The following is a 14,862-nucleotide window of genomic DNA, read 5'->3' on the forward strand; positions in this document are numbered from 1 at the left end:
CAGCCTTTCATTCAATCGTTTTCCTGCCCGTGTTTGCTCGCATGTTAGTGACCACTCTCGCGCCTGGTACAGGTGTACGCCGAGATTTTTTTGTACTTGCTGATGAAACTTTCATAAAATAGGACTGGTTAGACCTCTTTACAGGCTTTGAATCGAATAGGGATCGGTAAATGAAAGTTGTCGATTTTCTGAAGCACAAGCGCGAAATTCTGGCGCAACACCCCTTTGAGCTCAAGGATTGGCTCTCTCCGGCGATCCGCGACTACTGGCGTGAGTTTCAGCAAAAGGCACACCTTCACCCCTTGCTGGGAAGAGTGCTGGATCTGCAGGGGGAGTCACAGGATGCCCGCCAGCAAGAGGCTGCCAGAGTCACCCAGGTCGCGAATGGCCAGCCTGCCCTGGCGCAGGATCCCGTGGTGGAGCTCGAAGGCGAAGCAGCGGCACTCTATGCCGAGTTGCAGACCCGCATCGGTGAAGAGACCCATGTAGGTGAGTGGTTGCAGGTCACCCAGGCGTTGATCAACCAGTTCGCGACCGTGACCGGCGATCATCAGTGGATCCACACCGATCCCGAGCGTGCGGCAGCCGAGTCTCCCTTCAAGACCACCATTGCCCACGGCTTCCTGACTCTGGCCCTGCTGCCCCAGTTGACCGGTTCGGTGGACGAGAGCACGCCGGAGTTCCCGACCGCCCGCATGGTGGTGAATTTCGGTCTGGAACAGGTCCGCTTCCCTTATCCTATCAAGGTGGACAGCAACATCCGCGCCCGTACCAAGCTGTCGCGTGTCACGCCCATCAAGGGAGGCATCGAGCTCCTCAAGGAGATCAAGATAGAGATCGAGGGGATCCGTCGCCCTGGCTGCGTCATCGAGTCGGTCACCCGGATCTATTTCTGACGCGCTCGTCTTGCGTCCATGAACACAGGCCCACTTCGGTGGGCCTGTGCCGTTTCTGGCGGGTCAGAAACTCGCTCCCAGGGTGATGAGGTGACGCCACTCTTTCTCGCTCACATCCATGTGCAGACCGTGGTAGTCGAGCCAGGCATCGTCCCAATCCAGTTCGCTTGACCAGGAGAGGCGCAGGTGATCGTTGAAATAGTACCTGAGGCCCAGGCTGCCGCTGACGGACTGTTTTCTGGTCAGGTAGGGGGAGGGTTGATCGACGAATTTTTCATAACTGCCCTTGCCAAACAGCTCGAACTTCTCTTCCCAGAGTGCCAAGGGCTGCCGGTAGTCCCAACCCAGGCTGACGAAGGGGTAATTGATGATCCTGTCGTCAAACAGGTCTGAGTTGCTCCACACCTCCGGCCTGAAATAGGCACGTTCCAGACCGAGCTGGGTAATGAGCTCCAGCCGGCGTTGCCTGTCATTCCAGAAGCGGTAGCCGGGGCCGGAGGCATAGTCAATCTCCAGATAGCCTGCCTCGATCATGTTGTAATCGATGTCGACGGAAGAGCGTAGGAACCAGTGATCGTCGAAGAAGAAGTCGAGCTTGGGTTTGAGCTTGTATTCGTGGCTGTCGGTGATGTTGTTCGCCGTTTCGTAGATGTACTCGCCATCCAGGCTGTAACGCCAGTCCAGATTGGCAAACTCGGTGGAGACCTTGAGATTGACGTTGTTGGTCTTCTTGGTGTTCTCCTTGAGCTTGATGTTGAGATCCCCGTTCCCTGTCAGCAGCCAGGCATTGGCCTCGTCAGGAGAGTCCAGCAGGGGGATCCCCGTCTTGGTGAGCGGCTTGGGTTTCTCCTGCTTGTCCAGACGCCAGCGTTTGATGGCGTGGCGCGGGACCGTCATGGCCTGGCTGTAGGCGGGCTTGATACGGATCTGCTCGTCCGTGATCTCCTCTATGGTCCCGCTCAGACGATCGCCGTTGCGCATCCAGAGGATGTCCGCCATCGCCGCGGAGCCAGGCAGCAGAAACAACAGGCAAACCACATGACTGATTCTGTTCATGGTGGTCAGGCCTTCAGCCGCTCACGGGCTTGGGCAGCCCGCTCTTGTGCTCGAGCAGGGCGGTCACCCGGGCACTGTCGATGTCGGGGGCAGCGATGAACTGCTCGGCTTCGGGGGAGAGCACCAGCGGCGCCCCCTGTGCCATCTCCGCTTCGGTGCGGGAGAGGGGGGAGTGTACCTCCAGCCAGCGACGACCGTCGGGTTCCACCGCCATCTTGACCGGCTGGTTGATGACTCGGACTGGGGTGCCGACGGGAACAAGACCAAACAGGGTTTCGATGTCATCCGGGCGCAGCCGGATACAACCCGCGCTGACTCGCAGACCGACCCCGAAATCCTTGTTGGTGCCGTGGATGAGGTAGTCCTTGTTGCCATAGCCAAGACGCATGGCGAACTTGCCGAGGGGGTTGTCGGGGCCGGGGGGGACCACGGCGGGCAGATCGATCCCCTTCTGCTCCAGCCAGGACTTGCGGACCATGGGGCCGGGCACCCAGGTCGGGTTGGGATTTTTCGCGATGACGGTGGTGGTCATCTCCGGCGTCTCGCGGCCGATGTCACCGATCCCGATGGGCAGCACCATCACCTCCTGCTTGCCCTTGGGGAAGTAGTAGAGGCGAAGTTCAGGCAGGTTGATGACGATGCCTTCTCGCGGCACGTCGGGCAGCAGCATCTGGGTCGGCAGAGTGAGCCGGGTGCCCGGGGTGGGCAGATAGGGGTCTACGCCGGGATTGGCTTCGAGCAGTGCCAGAAAGCCTGTCCGGGTATGCTTGCCGACCAGTTCCAGATGATCGCCAGGCTGTACGATGTAATCTTCCAGGGCGCCGATGAGACGGCTGTCCGCTGGCGGCAGGGGATAGGTGTTGGACCAGACAGGTGCGGCCCAGAGGCTGGCGGCGGCCAGCAGCAGTGAGACGATACGAGTGTTGAGCATGGTTGTTCCTATCGGCTGGGGCGAGGGACGGGTTCCCTTCCAAAAAATGAGCAGAGATTGTCAACGAATCCCGCGGGGATTACCAGTCCGGCACCATGACTGCCGGGAGGGCGGTGGCGAGCGCGTCACAGGGTGTCACTGGCCCATCAGGCTCGCCGTATTCGCCCGCCCGGAACCGGGTACAGGGTGGAGACAGTGAGCGAGGAGGCGCTGCCGGGTGAACGTCACTGGTGTTTGGAGGGGTGGGATCGCCGGATGGCGGTTTTATCGCCAGTCGTCTGATCTGCAACGAGATTTACATTGATTTCCCGGCTAGGGTTGGGTCAATATGAGTGCCCGTGGAGAGATGCCGGAGTGGCCGAACGGGATTGACTCGAAATCAATTGTGGCAGCAATGCCACCCAGGGTTCGAATCCCTGTCTCTCCGCCATTTATTCCCCTCAAGCCCGCGTCCGTCGCGGGTTTGTCATTTCTATCTCATCTCTGTCCATCCCCCGCCTCAGCCATCTCCCAATGTCTTTTCCGATTTGAGGCCTGTGGTCACGGGGTCGCGAAGTCTCACCCCATTCTCTCGAATGTCTATTCACCTGATTAGCCACTTGCCGGCCCAGACAGGTCTCCCGGGGTCATCACCAACATGGTGATGGGGCATGGGCCCGAACCTACAGGGTCATCTGGCCGACCCCGCGAGCTCAGCCATCGCGATCCCCCTGATAGGTGCAGAAAGCCAGCGGGTAGATGTGTCCAGAGCTCGCTATTGGTGCTTGGTTTTCTACCCCGCAGCCATCATCAGAGCAACGTGGCTGCGGGTTGGAGACTCATGCCTTGCGGCTGGCGAGCTGGCGAAGGCGCTGGGTGCTCTGGTGCAGACTCTGGTGCTGCACCTCGTTCAGGGAGCAGTGCTTGAGCACGTACTCGGCGCTGGCCACCACCGTCTTCCAGCGCGGTGCCTTGGGCAGGGTGTCGAGGTTCAGGTACTTGTCGAGGGTGCGGGTCTGGGGACTGGAGCGGTCCATGTAGACCCGCCACAGCTTGCTCTTCTCCGCCAGCACTATCTTGCCCTTGCCGGTGCTCTGCTGCCAGGTCTCCAGGGTGAGACGCATGGTGTCCACCAGGGCGCGGCGCAGAGGTTCGTCATCCTGCTGGCGAATGAGATCGTCCGCCAGCGACCTGAACTCCCCTCCCAGCCGGCTCAGTTCCCCCAGCAACTGGCCATCCTCGATGATGGCCTGGCGAGAGAGGCTCTTGAGGGCGTTCTCCAGTGCAGCCATGCGATTGTCGTCCTGGCGCGGTTCTGTGCCAAGGGTCAGCGCATAGGCGTGCTGCCCCCCCAGGTTGATGGGCAGGGCGCGGGCGTTGAGGGTGTCTCGCTGGCCCGCCACCAGGAAGTCCAGCTCCCGCTCCGGCTGCGCGGTCATGTCGGGCCACTGGCTTGCCAGCGGGGTGGCCAGCCACTCGTCCAGCCTCTGCCCCTCCATGGCTTCCGGCTCCTGACCCAACAGGCGAGCCAGGGCCCGGGAGGCAAACAGCACTCCTCCTTGCTCATCGAGGAAGACCATGGGGTCGGCCCCCTCGCCAAGCAGGGCGAGGAGCCGCTCCTGATCCTGGTGCAGTTGTTCCTGGAGCAGCAGACGGTGCTCTATCTCCTGTTTGAGCAGGCGGTTCTCCACCAGGGAGGCGCGCCCGGCGCTGGCCTCCAGCAGGGCCCTCACCCGGGCAAACAGCTCCTCCTTGCAGAAGGGTTTCACCAGATAGTCGTTGGCGCCGGCGTTGAAACCCTCTTCAATCTCCTTGGGCTGGTTGAGGGCGGTGAGCAGCAGCACCGGCAGTTTATCCTTGGGGTGCTGCTGGCGCAGACGGCGGCAGACGTCGAAGCCAGAGAGGGTGGGCATCATCACATCAAGCAGGATGAGATCCACCGGCTCCTGAGCCAGCTTGGTCAGGGCGTCGTGACCGTCACTGCTGGGCTGGATGCGATAACCGCAGGGCTGCAGCAGGTGGCGCAGTATGTGCAAATTGATGGGCTCGTCGTCCACCACCAGGATGACGGGGGCATCTTGCGGCGGGGGCGGCAGATCCTCGCTCTCCCAGTCCGGCAGGATGACGGGCTGCTGGCGCACCAACTGGTGCTCTATCTGGCGGCTGTCGAGGGTCAGACTGCCCGCCTTGCCGCTGGCCAGCGGCAGGGTGAAGGCGAAGGTGGAGCCGACGCTCGGTTCGCTCTCCACGAACAGCTCGCCCCCCATGAGATGCACCAACTGGCGGGTGATGGAGAGACCGAGCCCCGCTCCCTGCTTGCTCACTTCCGGGCTCATCTGCACCAGTGGCTCGAAGATGTGCTCCAGATGGTCCCTGGCGATGCCGATGCCGGTGTCGGTCACCTTGATGCGCAGGAAGTTGCCCTCCACCAGGGCACTCAGCACCACCTTGCCCTGGGGGGTGTACTTGATGGCGTTGCCCACCAGGTTGTAGAGCACCTGTTCGAGGCGCTGCTCGTCCGCCAGCACAGGGGGCAGTTCGGCGGGGCTCTTGTCCACCAGGGTGAGGGGCTTGGCCTGTACCAGATGCTGGCAGAGATCCAGCACCAGCCGGATGACCCCCTTGGAGGAGACCGGCTGGGGGTGGATCTCCAGCTGGCCGTAGCGCATCTGGTGGTAGTCGAGCAAGTCGTCCACGAGGCGCGCCAGACCGTCGGCGCTCTTGATGATGAGGCCGAGTTGTTTCTGCTGCCCCTCGGTCAGGTCCTGCTGGCTGGCGAGCATGGACTCGGCCATCCCCTTGATGCCGTGGATGGGGGTGCGCAGCTCGTGGGAGGTGTTGGCCAGGAGTTCGTCTTTGAGCTTGTCCGCCTGTTGCAGGCTGAGGTTCTGCTTGTGGGTCAGCTTGACCTGCTGTTGCAGCTCCTGGGTCTGGCGTTCGATGAGCTCGATCTTGTCCTTCACCGAGCGCTGCATGTGGCGAAATGCCTGTGCCAGCCGGTCGATGTCATCGTCGGTGCGGGGGATGGTGATGGGGTGATCCAGGGCGCCGTCCGCCACCTGTTCGGCGGCGGCGGTGAGGGATCGCAGGGGCGCCGTGATGGAGTGGGAGAGCCAGCGGGAGAAGAGGATCAGCAGCAGCAGTGAGCCAGCTCCCAGCAGGATCACCAGGGTCTCGAGCTGGCGGATGGGGGCATAGGCCTCGCTGGTGGAGATCTCGGCGATGAAGGCCCACTCGGTATCGAACACCTTCACCTGGGTATAGGCGGCCAGCACCTCGTCATCGTGGTAGGAGAGGAAGGGGCCGACCCCCTGCTCCCCGGAGAGGGCCTTGATGATGAGGGGGGTCTGCAGCGGTCGGAAGTCGGGGCTGAAGCTGTTCTCCACGCTGAATTCGGGGGCGAGCCAGGCGTTGGCGCGCATCCGCTTGTCCGGGCCGATGAGAATGGTCTCGCCGGTTGCGCCGAGCCCCTCCCGCTCCGCCATGATCTGGTTGAGCTTGTCCGGCAGCAGCTCGAAGATGACCACGCCGCGCACATAGTCGTACTGCATCACGGGAGCGGCGAGGTAGGCGACCACCTGGCCGGTCAGCTCGTTGCGGCCAAAATCGGTGAACTCGAAGATCTGCTGGGGCTTCTGGCCGCCATCGAGGCGGCGCTTGATCTTGGCGAAGGTGTTGCCAAGACCGCTGGACTGGTAGGGTCCCGAGAGCAGGTTGGTGGCGAAGTTGGCCTGCTTGGTGACCGAGTAGACCACGTCACCGTTGAGGTCGACCAGGAAGATGTCGCTGTAGTTGGACTTGCGCACCATGTCGGCGTACCCGCGATGGAAGCGCTGGTGGACGCGGCCATACATCTCGTCCGCCAGGATGAGGGCACTGATGGAGGGCTCTATCTCCACCTGACTGTCAGGTTGTTGCAGCTTGTCCCAGGAGCCCGGCACATAGCGGGCCTGGGCGCGGGCGCGGGCCTCCTGCGGCGTGGTGCCGAGCTTCTCGAAGGCACCGGTGAAACCGTAGAAGCGACCGATACTGTTGCCGGCAAAGTCCTGCTGGGAGAAGTTGATGATCTGCTCCTTGAGGTTGCCGAAGTAGTCTTGCAGCTGGTTTTTCTTGATGTTGCGCACCGAGACCAGATGGTTGGAGGTCTGGGTGGTGAGATCCTTGCCGTGGCTATAGAGGAAAAACAGGGTGACGACCAGGAAGGGCACCAGGCCCAACATGAAAAAAGCCAGCATCAGCTGCGGTCTGAGCCCCCGAGGCCTGAAGTTCCATTTCATCGCATGATTTTCAATTGAGAATCCAGTTACTAAGCGCGATGAGTTTCTGACTAAAGGCTAACTATTTCAATGGCTTTATCTTAAATTCGCTCGTCGGGTCACAGGGAGCGGGGGGATTTTCGACCAAGGCGTCTAAAGGGTGAGCAAATAGCACGGGAAAGGGCTCAAAGTGAGAAAAAAGGGTTGTGCCCAGGCTCGGGGTACGTATAATGCGCCTCGTTGTCAGGCAACTGGCACGCAAGCAGTAATGCGGGAATAGCTCAGTTGGTAGAGCACGACCTTGCCAAGGTCGGGGTCGCGAGTTCGAGTCTCGTTTCCCGCTCCAATACTCCATGGCACCAACCATGGACATCACTCTCAAGGCAATGCCTTGTCAGCATGGCGCGTTAGCAAAGCGGTTATGCAGCGGATTGCAAATCCGTTTAGTCCGGTTCGACTCCGGAACGTGCCTCCATCTTCTCCCTGTTTTCCATATCCCTGACGTTGTCCATCCGCCATGGCGGCCTAGGATGATGCTTCATTGCATATCAGTCAGCCGTGAACAACCCTCCCGTTGCCACGTCTTGTGCAGATGCTGATCCATCTCGGCCAATGCCTCGCCCCTGGATCCGGACCTCTCTTCGCCCCCCTGTTCTGCCAGCGCGGCCATCTCCTTTATCAGCAAACCGCATTGCCACAGGCTGGCGGTGGGGACCCCGTGATAGGGGATGTCGATGGCGACGTCACGATTGAGCCGCCACTCCTGCCACTGGCTCCAGGCGAGCACGCCCAATGCCCCCAGCAGCACTGCATCCACAAGTTTCATCCTGTGTTCTCCCGTTCTGGTCCAGTCCTCGTTAACTCTGGAACAGGGGCCGCGTTTTGCCACCTTTGTTGTTTTTTAGTTAAAGAATGTAACCCGGTTTCATTTTTAGGCTTTTAGCCCCATTTTTTATCAAAAAATGGCGCTGTCGGTGTAGTAATCCTACAATGATTGGCGTAATCTTTGTTAAGTGGTCTTACCAGTGAGGCGTTACATCATGTTTCATCCCTTCTCCCTGACTCAGATAATCCTTCGCCGCATCTTTGTCCTGATGGCGGGTCTGCTCGCCTTCCCGGTGATGCTGTTTCGCCGGGATCGCGCCCGTTTCTACAGTTACCTGCACCGCATCTGGAGCAAGACCAGCACCAAGCCGGTCTGGCTCAAGATGAGCGAGCGAGGGGAGCGGATCTTCTACTGATCCTCCCCGTGACGCCCGTTTCACCCGGCGCCAGACTGGCGTGACAGGCAGGGCGCACCTCCCGATATAAAAAAACCGACACCCTGGTGTCGGTTTTTTTATGGGTCTCGAACCGCCACCGGCCTTGTATCCATGGCTGGTCCACGTTGTCTCTTGTTTCTGTGGGCGACCCTTTATGCCGCACTCTCAGTCGCACTCTCAGCCGCATTCTCAGCCGCGCCCGTGCGACATGACGGGAGGAAGGGCTGGCGGTACTCAGGGCGCAGGCCCAAGGGTGGCCAGCGCCGCGCGCAGACGGGCGAGGCCGATGGGCTTGAACAGGCAGTCGTTCATGCCGGCGGCGAGGCAAAGCTCCCGCTCGCGAGGCTGGGCATGGGCGGTGAAGCCCCAGACGGGCAGGCCATGGCCAAGGGCACGCAGGCTGCGGGTCAGCTCGAAGCCGTCCATCACCGGCATCTGGCAGTCGGTGATGACCAGATCGAAGGGGTGGCTGGCGAGGGCGCGCAGGGCCTCCAGGCCATTGCTGCGCACACTGACGTCGTGTCCCAGGTGCTTGAGCTGCTGGCGCAGCAGGATCTGGTTGGCGTGATTGTCATCGACCACCAGGATATGCAGCCGATGGGGGAGGGGTTGAGCCTGGTGGGGCTGGGGCGCCGGCATTGCCGTGATTGGGGCGGGGGGTTGCTGGGCGAGCGTGAGGGGCAGCCTTATCTCGAGCCGGGTACCTTCGCCGACCTGGCTGTGAACGGCTATCTCCCCCCCCATCATCTGGCACAGGATGCGGGCGATGTTGAGGCCCAGCCCGCTGCCGGGGAACTGGCCCTGGCCGTGGGCGCGATAGAAGGGGGTGAAGAGCCGGGGCAGCTTGTCCGCGGGAATGCCGGCTCCGGTGTCGGTGATGGTGAGGTGCAGCACAGGAGGCTGCTCGCCCCCGGTCAGGGTGGCGGTGATGGCGACCCGGCCCTGCTCGGTGAACTTGATGGCGTTGCCGATGAGAGTGAAGAGGATCTGGCGCAGGCGAAGGGGATCGATCAGCACCCTTGGCATGGGGGTGTCGGGCAGCCTGACCTCATAGATCAGCCCCTTCTGCTCGGCCATGCCCGCAAAGACCCGGGTGACGGACGAGAGCAGGGGGGCGAGATCGCAGGGGGTGGGAGTCAGGGTCATCTGGCCCGCCTCTATGGAGGCGATATCCAGGCTGTCCCCCAGCAGATCCAGCAGGCCGTTGGCGGAGTCGGCGGCGATGCGCAGCAGCTCGCCGCTGTGACGGCTGAGAGCGGGATCCTCGGTGGCCAGCTCCAGCATGCCGAGGATGGCGTTCATGGGGGTGCGGATCTCGTGGCTCATGGTGGCGAGGAAGTCGCTCTTGGCTCGGCTGGCGCTGTCGGCCTGCTGTTTGGCCTCGCGCAGCGCCTCTTCCAGCCGCTTGCGGTCCGTGATGTCTATCCAGCCGTCGATCACCCCGCTGATGGCCCCCTCCCCGTCGAAATAGGGCACCATCCAGTGATAGATGTCGCTCTGGGTCCCCCTGTGATGGAAGAGGCGATCCGCAAAGATGGGCTGCCCCTCCTGCAATACCCTGGCAAAGTCCTGCTCCAGCACGGCGATGCTGCCTGCATCGAGCACCCCTGACAGCCCCTGGGCGAAGGGCTGACCCAGGATGGCCTTTGGCTCGGCGCCGAGCTGGGTCAGGTATTTGCTGTTGCACAGCAGCACCTTGCCGCTCTTGTCCCGCACGACGATGGGGTGGGGCAGGCTCTCCCCCAGCGCCCGGATGAACCTGACATGGGCCTCCAGTTGCTGGCGGGACGCCTGCTCGGCGCTGGCCATCCGCTTGAACATGCGGTTGCGATAGAGCAGCACCAGCGCCAGGGTGAGGAGCCCCACGAACACCAGGTAGACGATGTGGGCGTGGCGATCCATGAAGCCGGGCACCGGCAGTTTGCGGTTGCGCCACTCGTAACTCATCATGGCGAGCTCGTTGGGGGGGATGGCGAGGATGGTCTTGTCGAGGATCCCCATCAGCATCCCCTGTCCGGGCAGGCTGGCAAACCCCATCCGGATCGGCTCGTCATCGGCGGGGCCGGCGATGCGCAGGGGGCTCTGGGGATCATTGTCCAGCGCATGGCGGGCAAAATAGAGGGGCACGATGGCGGCATCCACCCGTCCCTGGGCGAGCACCTCCATCGCTTCTGCGGCACTCTCCACCTGGGTGATGCGGCTGCCCTCCAGTCTCTGTGCGAGGGGCACATGGTGCGTCATCGCCACCGTCTTGCCCGCCAGACTCCGGAGGGTGTCGATCCCTTGTTCCTCCTGGCGGGTGAGGATCACATAGATGTTGTCGGTGGCGTAGGGCACCGAGGTGCGCAGCCCGTAGTGTTCGGCCACCTGCTGGGAGATGGCGCCGATGAGGTCGATGGCGCCTGACTGCATGGCTTTTGCCAGCTGGCGCTCGGAGTCTGCCCGCACGAACTCGAAGGTGAGGCCGGTGCGTGTGCGGATCTTGTCCAGCATGTCCACCGTCATGCCGACCAGCTGGCCGTCATGATCCAGGGCGCCATAGGGGTAGAGGTTGTCCATCAGCCACACCCTGATGGGGGGTGCTTGCCGCATCCAGGCCCGCTCGGCGGCATCATAGAGATCGGCGCTTCGCTCGCTCATGTCGCGGATGGGCCCGTTCCACTGGGTGAAGAGGGTGTTGCGCGCCCGGTCGTCGATGGCCGCCAGCCCCCGGTTGACCAGGCTGAGCAGGGCGGGCTCGGTGGCCGGGACGGCAAAGCGGAACTCGGCAGGCGCCAGATCGGGCGGGGCCTCGCCCCGCTGGCGAAGGTTGTCGAAGCGCTCGCTGTTGAGGTAGTGGGTGGCGTGGGCATCCCCCAGCAGGATGTCGTCGCGGCCGAAGAAGACTGCATCGAACGCCTCCATGTTGGAGGGATAGGTCACCAGGGTGAGAGTGGGGTAGTAGCGGCCAAAGCGCGCCCTGTCTATCTGATCCCGGACGGCGGCCACCCGCTGTCCCGGTGTGAGCAGTGCCCCCCGATAACGTCTGGGCACGGAGAAGACGAGGGGGCTGCTGAAATAGGGGTTGCTCAGGCGGATCGCCCGGGTGTCACTGTCCGCCAGGGTGAGATTGCCGAGGCTGGCGAGGTGTATCTCCCCCCGTGCCAGGGCACGGAGCAGGTGCGCCTTGTCGGGGAAGGCGCTCAGGGCAACGGGTTTGTCCAGCATCCGGGCCAGCAGGTCGATGTAGTCGGCACTGAGCCCCTCGACGCGCTGGCGAGCGATCATGGTGAAGGGGCGGTAGTCCTCTTGCAGGATGCCGACCCGCAGTTGGGACTGCTGGCGCAGCCATCCGAGCTCCGCCTCCGACCAGCGGGGAGGCAGCGGGGCGGGATCGTAGCGGCTGTGCAGGGTCAGGGCCTGCACAGGTTGAAGGCAGAGCAGACAGAGCAGGATCAGTGTTCGATATAGGTTCATCTAGCCACCCGACGCGACAGCCATCCCTGCCAAGCCTCATCCAATGGCGGCCATTCTACCGGAAAATGGCTATAACGAGTCCGCTATTTCTCCACGCGCGTCGGCGAGAGCACGTCAAGCAGGGCGGCCTGGCCGCCCCGCCCTCAACCGAACTGGTAGGCCCCCATGTAGAGGCTGCCGTAATCCCAGCTGTCGTGCAGCTTTCGGGGTCTGTCGGCCCCCGCCGCGCCGAGCGCCACAAACAGGGGGCGCAGGTGATCGTCGTGGGGATGGGATTCCACCGCGCCCGGCGCCCGGGCCCGGTACTCTTCCAGCGCCCCCCTGTCTCCCTCTGCCATGGTCTGCTCCAGCCAGCGGGCAAACTGGCTCGCCCACTGGGGAACCGGCGAGCCGTCCGGCCCGAGGGCACGCAGGTTGTGGGTGATGGCGCCGGAGGCGAGGATGCCGATCCCTTGCTCGCGCAGCCCCTGCAATGCCTCCCCCAGTTGCCACAGCTGGGCCGGGGTGAAGCTGGCCGGGATGGCGATCTGCACCAGGGGGAGTTCACTGTCCGGATCCATCAGGGAGAGGGGGGACCAGACCCCGTGATCGAGCTCGCGGCGCACCGGGGTGGCGGGCAGGCCGGCCAGCAGCAGCTGATCGCTCACCGCTTCCTGCAACCATTGCGGGCTCGTCGCGGGCCAGCGGATCTGGTAGAGGGGCTCGGGGAAGCCGTAGAAGTCGTACATCAGGGCCGGGCTGGGCTCGACGTTGATCTGCAGCTCGCTTCGGCTGAACCAGTGGGCCGAGATCACCACCAGCCCTCTGGCACCCTCGAGGTGCAGTTGCTTCAGGAACCGGGTCGCGGGCTGATCGCGCAGGACCAGATCCGGGGCGCCGTGGGAGATGAACCAGACAGGGGCGATAGACATGACAGACTCCATATGCGTTGTGCCGATGCGCGCGGCGCACCGACAACCCGAGGCCAGGGCGACATGCCGCTGACGATGTGGTCATTATCTGCCCCTATTAATGGGTTAACAATCAGGCTTTATGGATAAGCACTCTTCACTTTTGGTTGATAGTCTGGCATCAGGGCGAGGGAGACCGGGGCAGAAACGACAACGCCGGCGCAGTGCGCCGGCGTTGTGATCAGGGTCCGTCGGACGTGTCCTCTGACGGGATGCCCCGCAGCGCCACCTCCAAGCTCAACGCAGGCCCCTAGCGGGTTTATTGAATGCCCAGCAGCTCCACGTCGAAGATGAGGACTGAGCCCGGCGGGATCTTGCCGGCGGCGCGATCGCCATAGGCCAGGTTGGCGGGGATGTAGAAGCGGGTCTTCTCCCCTTCCACCATCAGTTGCACCCCTTCGGTCCAACCCTTGATCACCTGGTTGAGGCCGAACTCGATGGGTTCGCCACGGGCGACGGAGCTGTCGAACACGGTGCCGTCCAGCAGCTTGCCCTCGTAGTGCACCTTCACCTTGCTGGTGGCGGTGGGGTGAACGGTGCCGGTGCCCGGGGTCAGCACTTCGTACTGCAGGCCGGAGGCGGTGGTGGTCACCAGGGGTTTTTCCTGGTTGCTGGCGAGGAACTCGGCCCCCTTGCGCACGTTCTCTTCCGCCAGCTTCCGGTTGTTGCTGCTGGAGTAGAAGTAGTAGGCGGCGCCGGCGATCAGCAGGGCTATCAGAATGAATTTCATCGGGTTTTCCTGTTCCTTGAAATCAGAGTGCAATGAAGGGGCATCTTATCCCAGCCGGGGAGGGAGGGCGAGGGGGGATGCTGGAGGATGTGACCGGACGGGCAAGGCACCGGGGGCATGATGCCCCCGGTTCGGATTTACTTGACGGCCACCATCATCAGGGCGGGCAGGGCGAAGAAAAGCCCGGCCACGTAACCCAGCGCCAGCAGCTTGTTCTCGCTGCCGACCCGGGCCAGGGCTTCGGCGGCCTTGATGGGCAGCTCCCGCAGGAAGGGCACCCCGTAGATGAGCACCACGGCGAAGAGGTTGAACAGCACGTGGACCAGGGCGATGGTCAGGGCCAGCTGGGCACCGGCACCGCTGATGGCGGTGGCGGCCAGCAGGGCGGTGATGGTGGTGCCGATGTTGGCCCCCAGGGTGAAGGGGTAGAGCTGGCGGGTGCTGAACACGCCGCCTCCCGCCAGGGGGATCATCAGGCTGGTGGTGGTGGAGGAGGACTGCACCATCACGGTGACCAGGGTGCCGGAGGCGATGCCGGTGAGCGGGCCACGGCCCAGGGCCTTGTGCAGCAGCTCCTTGGCACGGCCCACCATGACCTGTTGCAGCACCTTGCCAAGGGCGGTGACGCAGAACAGGATGAGCAGAATCCCGATGAGAATGGTGGCGATGGCGCCCCCCTTGCCCGGCAGGAAGGCGACGGCACCGTCGATGAGATCCAGGGACGGGGAGATGAGGGGCTTCATGAAATCCATCCCCTTCATCGACATGTCGGCGGAGCCCAGCAGCAGGCTGGCAATCCCTTCCGCACTCTTTTGCAGCAGACCGAACATCAGCTCCAGGGGCAGGAAGATGAAGACCGCCAGCAGGTTGAAGAAGTCGTGCACGGTGGCGGCGGCGAAGGCGCGGCGGAACTCGCCTCTGTCCCGGATGTGCCCCAGGGAGACGATGGTGTTGGTGATGGTGGTGCCGAGGTTGGCCCCCATCACCATGGGGATGGCCATGGCCATGGGCAGGCCCCCTGCCACCAGGCCGACGATCACCGAGGTGACGGTGCTGGAGGATTGCACCAGGGCGGTGGCCAGGATGCCGAGCAGCAGCGCGACGAAGGGGTTGTTGGCAAAGGCGAAGATCTGGGCCGCGCCCTCGGCGCCGCCGGAGAAGCCCTTGAAGCCGTGGGAGACGGCGCCAACGGCGACCAGGATCAGGTAGATCAGCGTGATCACCGCGAGCCAGTTGAACAGGGGGCCGGGACGACGGATCTGCTGGGGTGCGGAAGATGCGGTGCTGTGCATATGGCCTCTTGGGGTCGTTCTGCGTTGAAAATGGACGGGCGCATTACAACAAGG

General features: G+C 63.0%; 10 protein-coding genes and 3 tRNA genes. 5 read left to right on the forward strand and 8 right to left on the reverse strand.

The window, feature by feature from the left end; translation table 11 throughout:
- The first annotated feature begins 170 nt into the window (after positions 1 to 170).
- Positions 171 to 896, forward strand: a complete 726-nt coding sequence (locus AB5Y59_RS18350; protein WP_010673529.1) for a MaoC family dehydratase — start codon at positions 171 to 173, stop codon at positions 894 to 896.
- Between the two features lie 63 nt (positions 897 to 959).
- On the opposite strand, the gene AB5Y59_RS18355 is transcribed toward AB5Y59_RS18350, so the two are convergent.
- On the reverse strand, positions 960 to 1,943 hold the full coding sequence (locus AB5Y59_RS18355) for a DUF481 domain-containing protein (protein ID WP_368212551.1): 984 nt from the start codon (positions 1,941 to 1,943) through the stop codon (positions 960 to 962).
- 22 nt (positions 1,944 to 1,965) lie between these two features.
- On the reverse strand, positions 1,966 to 2,883 hold the full coding sequence (locus tag AB5Y59_RS18360; RefSeq protein WP_049636696.1) for a L,D-transpeptidase family protein: 918 nt from the start codon (positions 2,881 to 2,883) through the stop codon (positions 1,966 to 1,968).
- Positions 2,884 to 3,223: 340 nt separating this feature from the next.
- Between AB5Y59_RS18360 and AB5Y59_RS18365 the strand changes: the two genes are divergently transcribed.
- A tRNA-Ser gene (locus AB5Y59_RS18365) sits at positions 3,224 to 3,313 on the forward strand.
- A 388-nt stretch (positions 3,314 to 3,701) separates the two neighbouring features.
- Here the strand turns inward: AB5Y59_RS18365 and AB5Y59_RS18370 are convergent.
- The gene (locus tag AB5Y59_RS18370; protein WP_368212488.1) at positions 3,702 to 7,139 is read right to left on the reverse strand and encodes a response regulator; all 3,438 of its coding nucleotides are present in this window, start codon (positions 7,137 to 7,139) and stop codon (positions 3,702 to 3,704) included.
- A 249-nt stretch (positions 7,140 to 7,388) separates the two neighbouring features.
- Between AB5Y59_RS18370 and AB5Y59_RS18375 the strand changes: the two genes are divergently transcribed.
- Positions 7,389 to 7,464, forward strand: a tRNA-Gly gene (locus AB5Y59_RS18375).
- Between the two features lie 55 nt (positions 7,465 to 7,519).
- Positions 7,520 to 7,593 (forward strand) — tRNA-Cys (locus AB5Y59_RS18380).
- Between the two features lie 63 nt (positions 7,594 to 7,656).
- Here AB5Y59_RS18380 and AB5Y59_RS18385 read toward each other — a convergent pair.
- Positions 7,657 to 7,944 (reverse strand): hypothetical protein, encoded by a 288-nt coding sequence (locus AB5Y59_RS18385; protein ID WP_102948758.1) that lies wholly within the window; start codon positions 7,942 to 7,944, stop codon positions 7,657 to 7,659.
- Positions 7,945 to 8,158: 214 nt separating this feature from the next.
- On the opposite strand from AB5Y59_RS18385, the gene AB5Y59_RS18390 reads away from it, so the two are divergent.
- Entirely contained in the window at positions 8,159 to 8,359 is a 201-nt protein-coding gene (locus tag AB5Y59_RS18390) for a YbfA family protein (RefSeq protein ID WP_010673543.1), read from the forward strand.
- 255 nt (positions 8,360 to 8,614) lie between these two features.
- Here the strand turns inward: AB5Y59_RS18390 and AB5Y59_RS18395 are convergent, their stop codons facing one another.
- The 4 genes from AB5Y59_RS18395 to AB5Y59_RS18410 form a co-directional block, all read right to left on the reverse strand.
- On the reverse strand, positions 8,615 to 11,836 hold the full coding sequence (locus AB5Y59_RS18395) for a transporter substrate-binding domain-containing protein (protein ID WP_368212489.1): 3,222 nt from the start codon (positions 11,834 to 11,836) through the stop codon (positions 8,615 to 8,617).
- A 143-nt stretch (positions 11,837 to 11,979) separates the two neighbouring features.
- The gene (locus AB5Y59_RS18400; RefSeq protein WP_368212490.1) at positions 11,980 to 12,747 is read right to left on the reverse strand and encodes a class III extradiol ring-cleavage dioxygenase; all 768 of its coding nucleotides are present in this window, start codon (positions 12,745 to 12,747) and stop codon (positions 11,980 to 11,982) included.
- Between the two features lie 298 nt (positions 12,748 to 13,045).
- The gene (locus AB5Y59_RS18405; protein WP_010673545.1) at positions 13,046 to 13,516 is read right to left on the reverse strand and encodes an FKBP-type peptidyl-prolyl cis-trans isomerase; all 471 of its coding nucleotides are present in this window, start codon (positions 13,514 to 13,516) and stop codon (positions 13,046 to 13,048) included.
- A gap of 137 nt (positions 13,517 to 13,653) precedes the next feature.
- On the reverse strand, positions 13,654 to 14,808 hold the full coding sequence (locus tag AB5Y59_RS18410; protein ID WP_042881131.1) for a Na/Pi symporter: 1,155 nt from the start codon (positions 14,806 to 14,808) through the stop codon (positions 13,654 to 13,656).
- Between the last annotated feature and the right edge of the window lie 54 nt (positions 14,809 to 14,862).

The sequence above is a fragment of the Aeromonas sp. s10 genome, assembly GCF_040907975.1.
GTDB classification, from domain to species: domain Bacteria; phylum Pseudomonadota; class Gammaproteobacteria; order Enterobacterales; family Aeromonadaceae; genus Aeromonas; species Aeromonas caviae.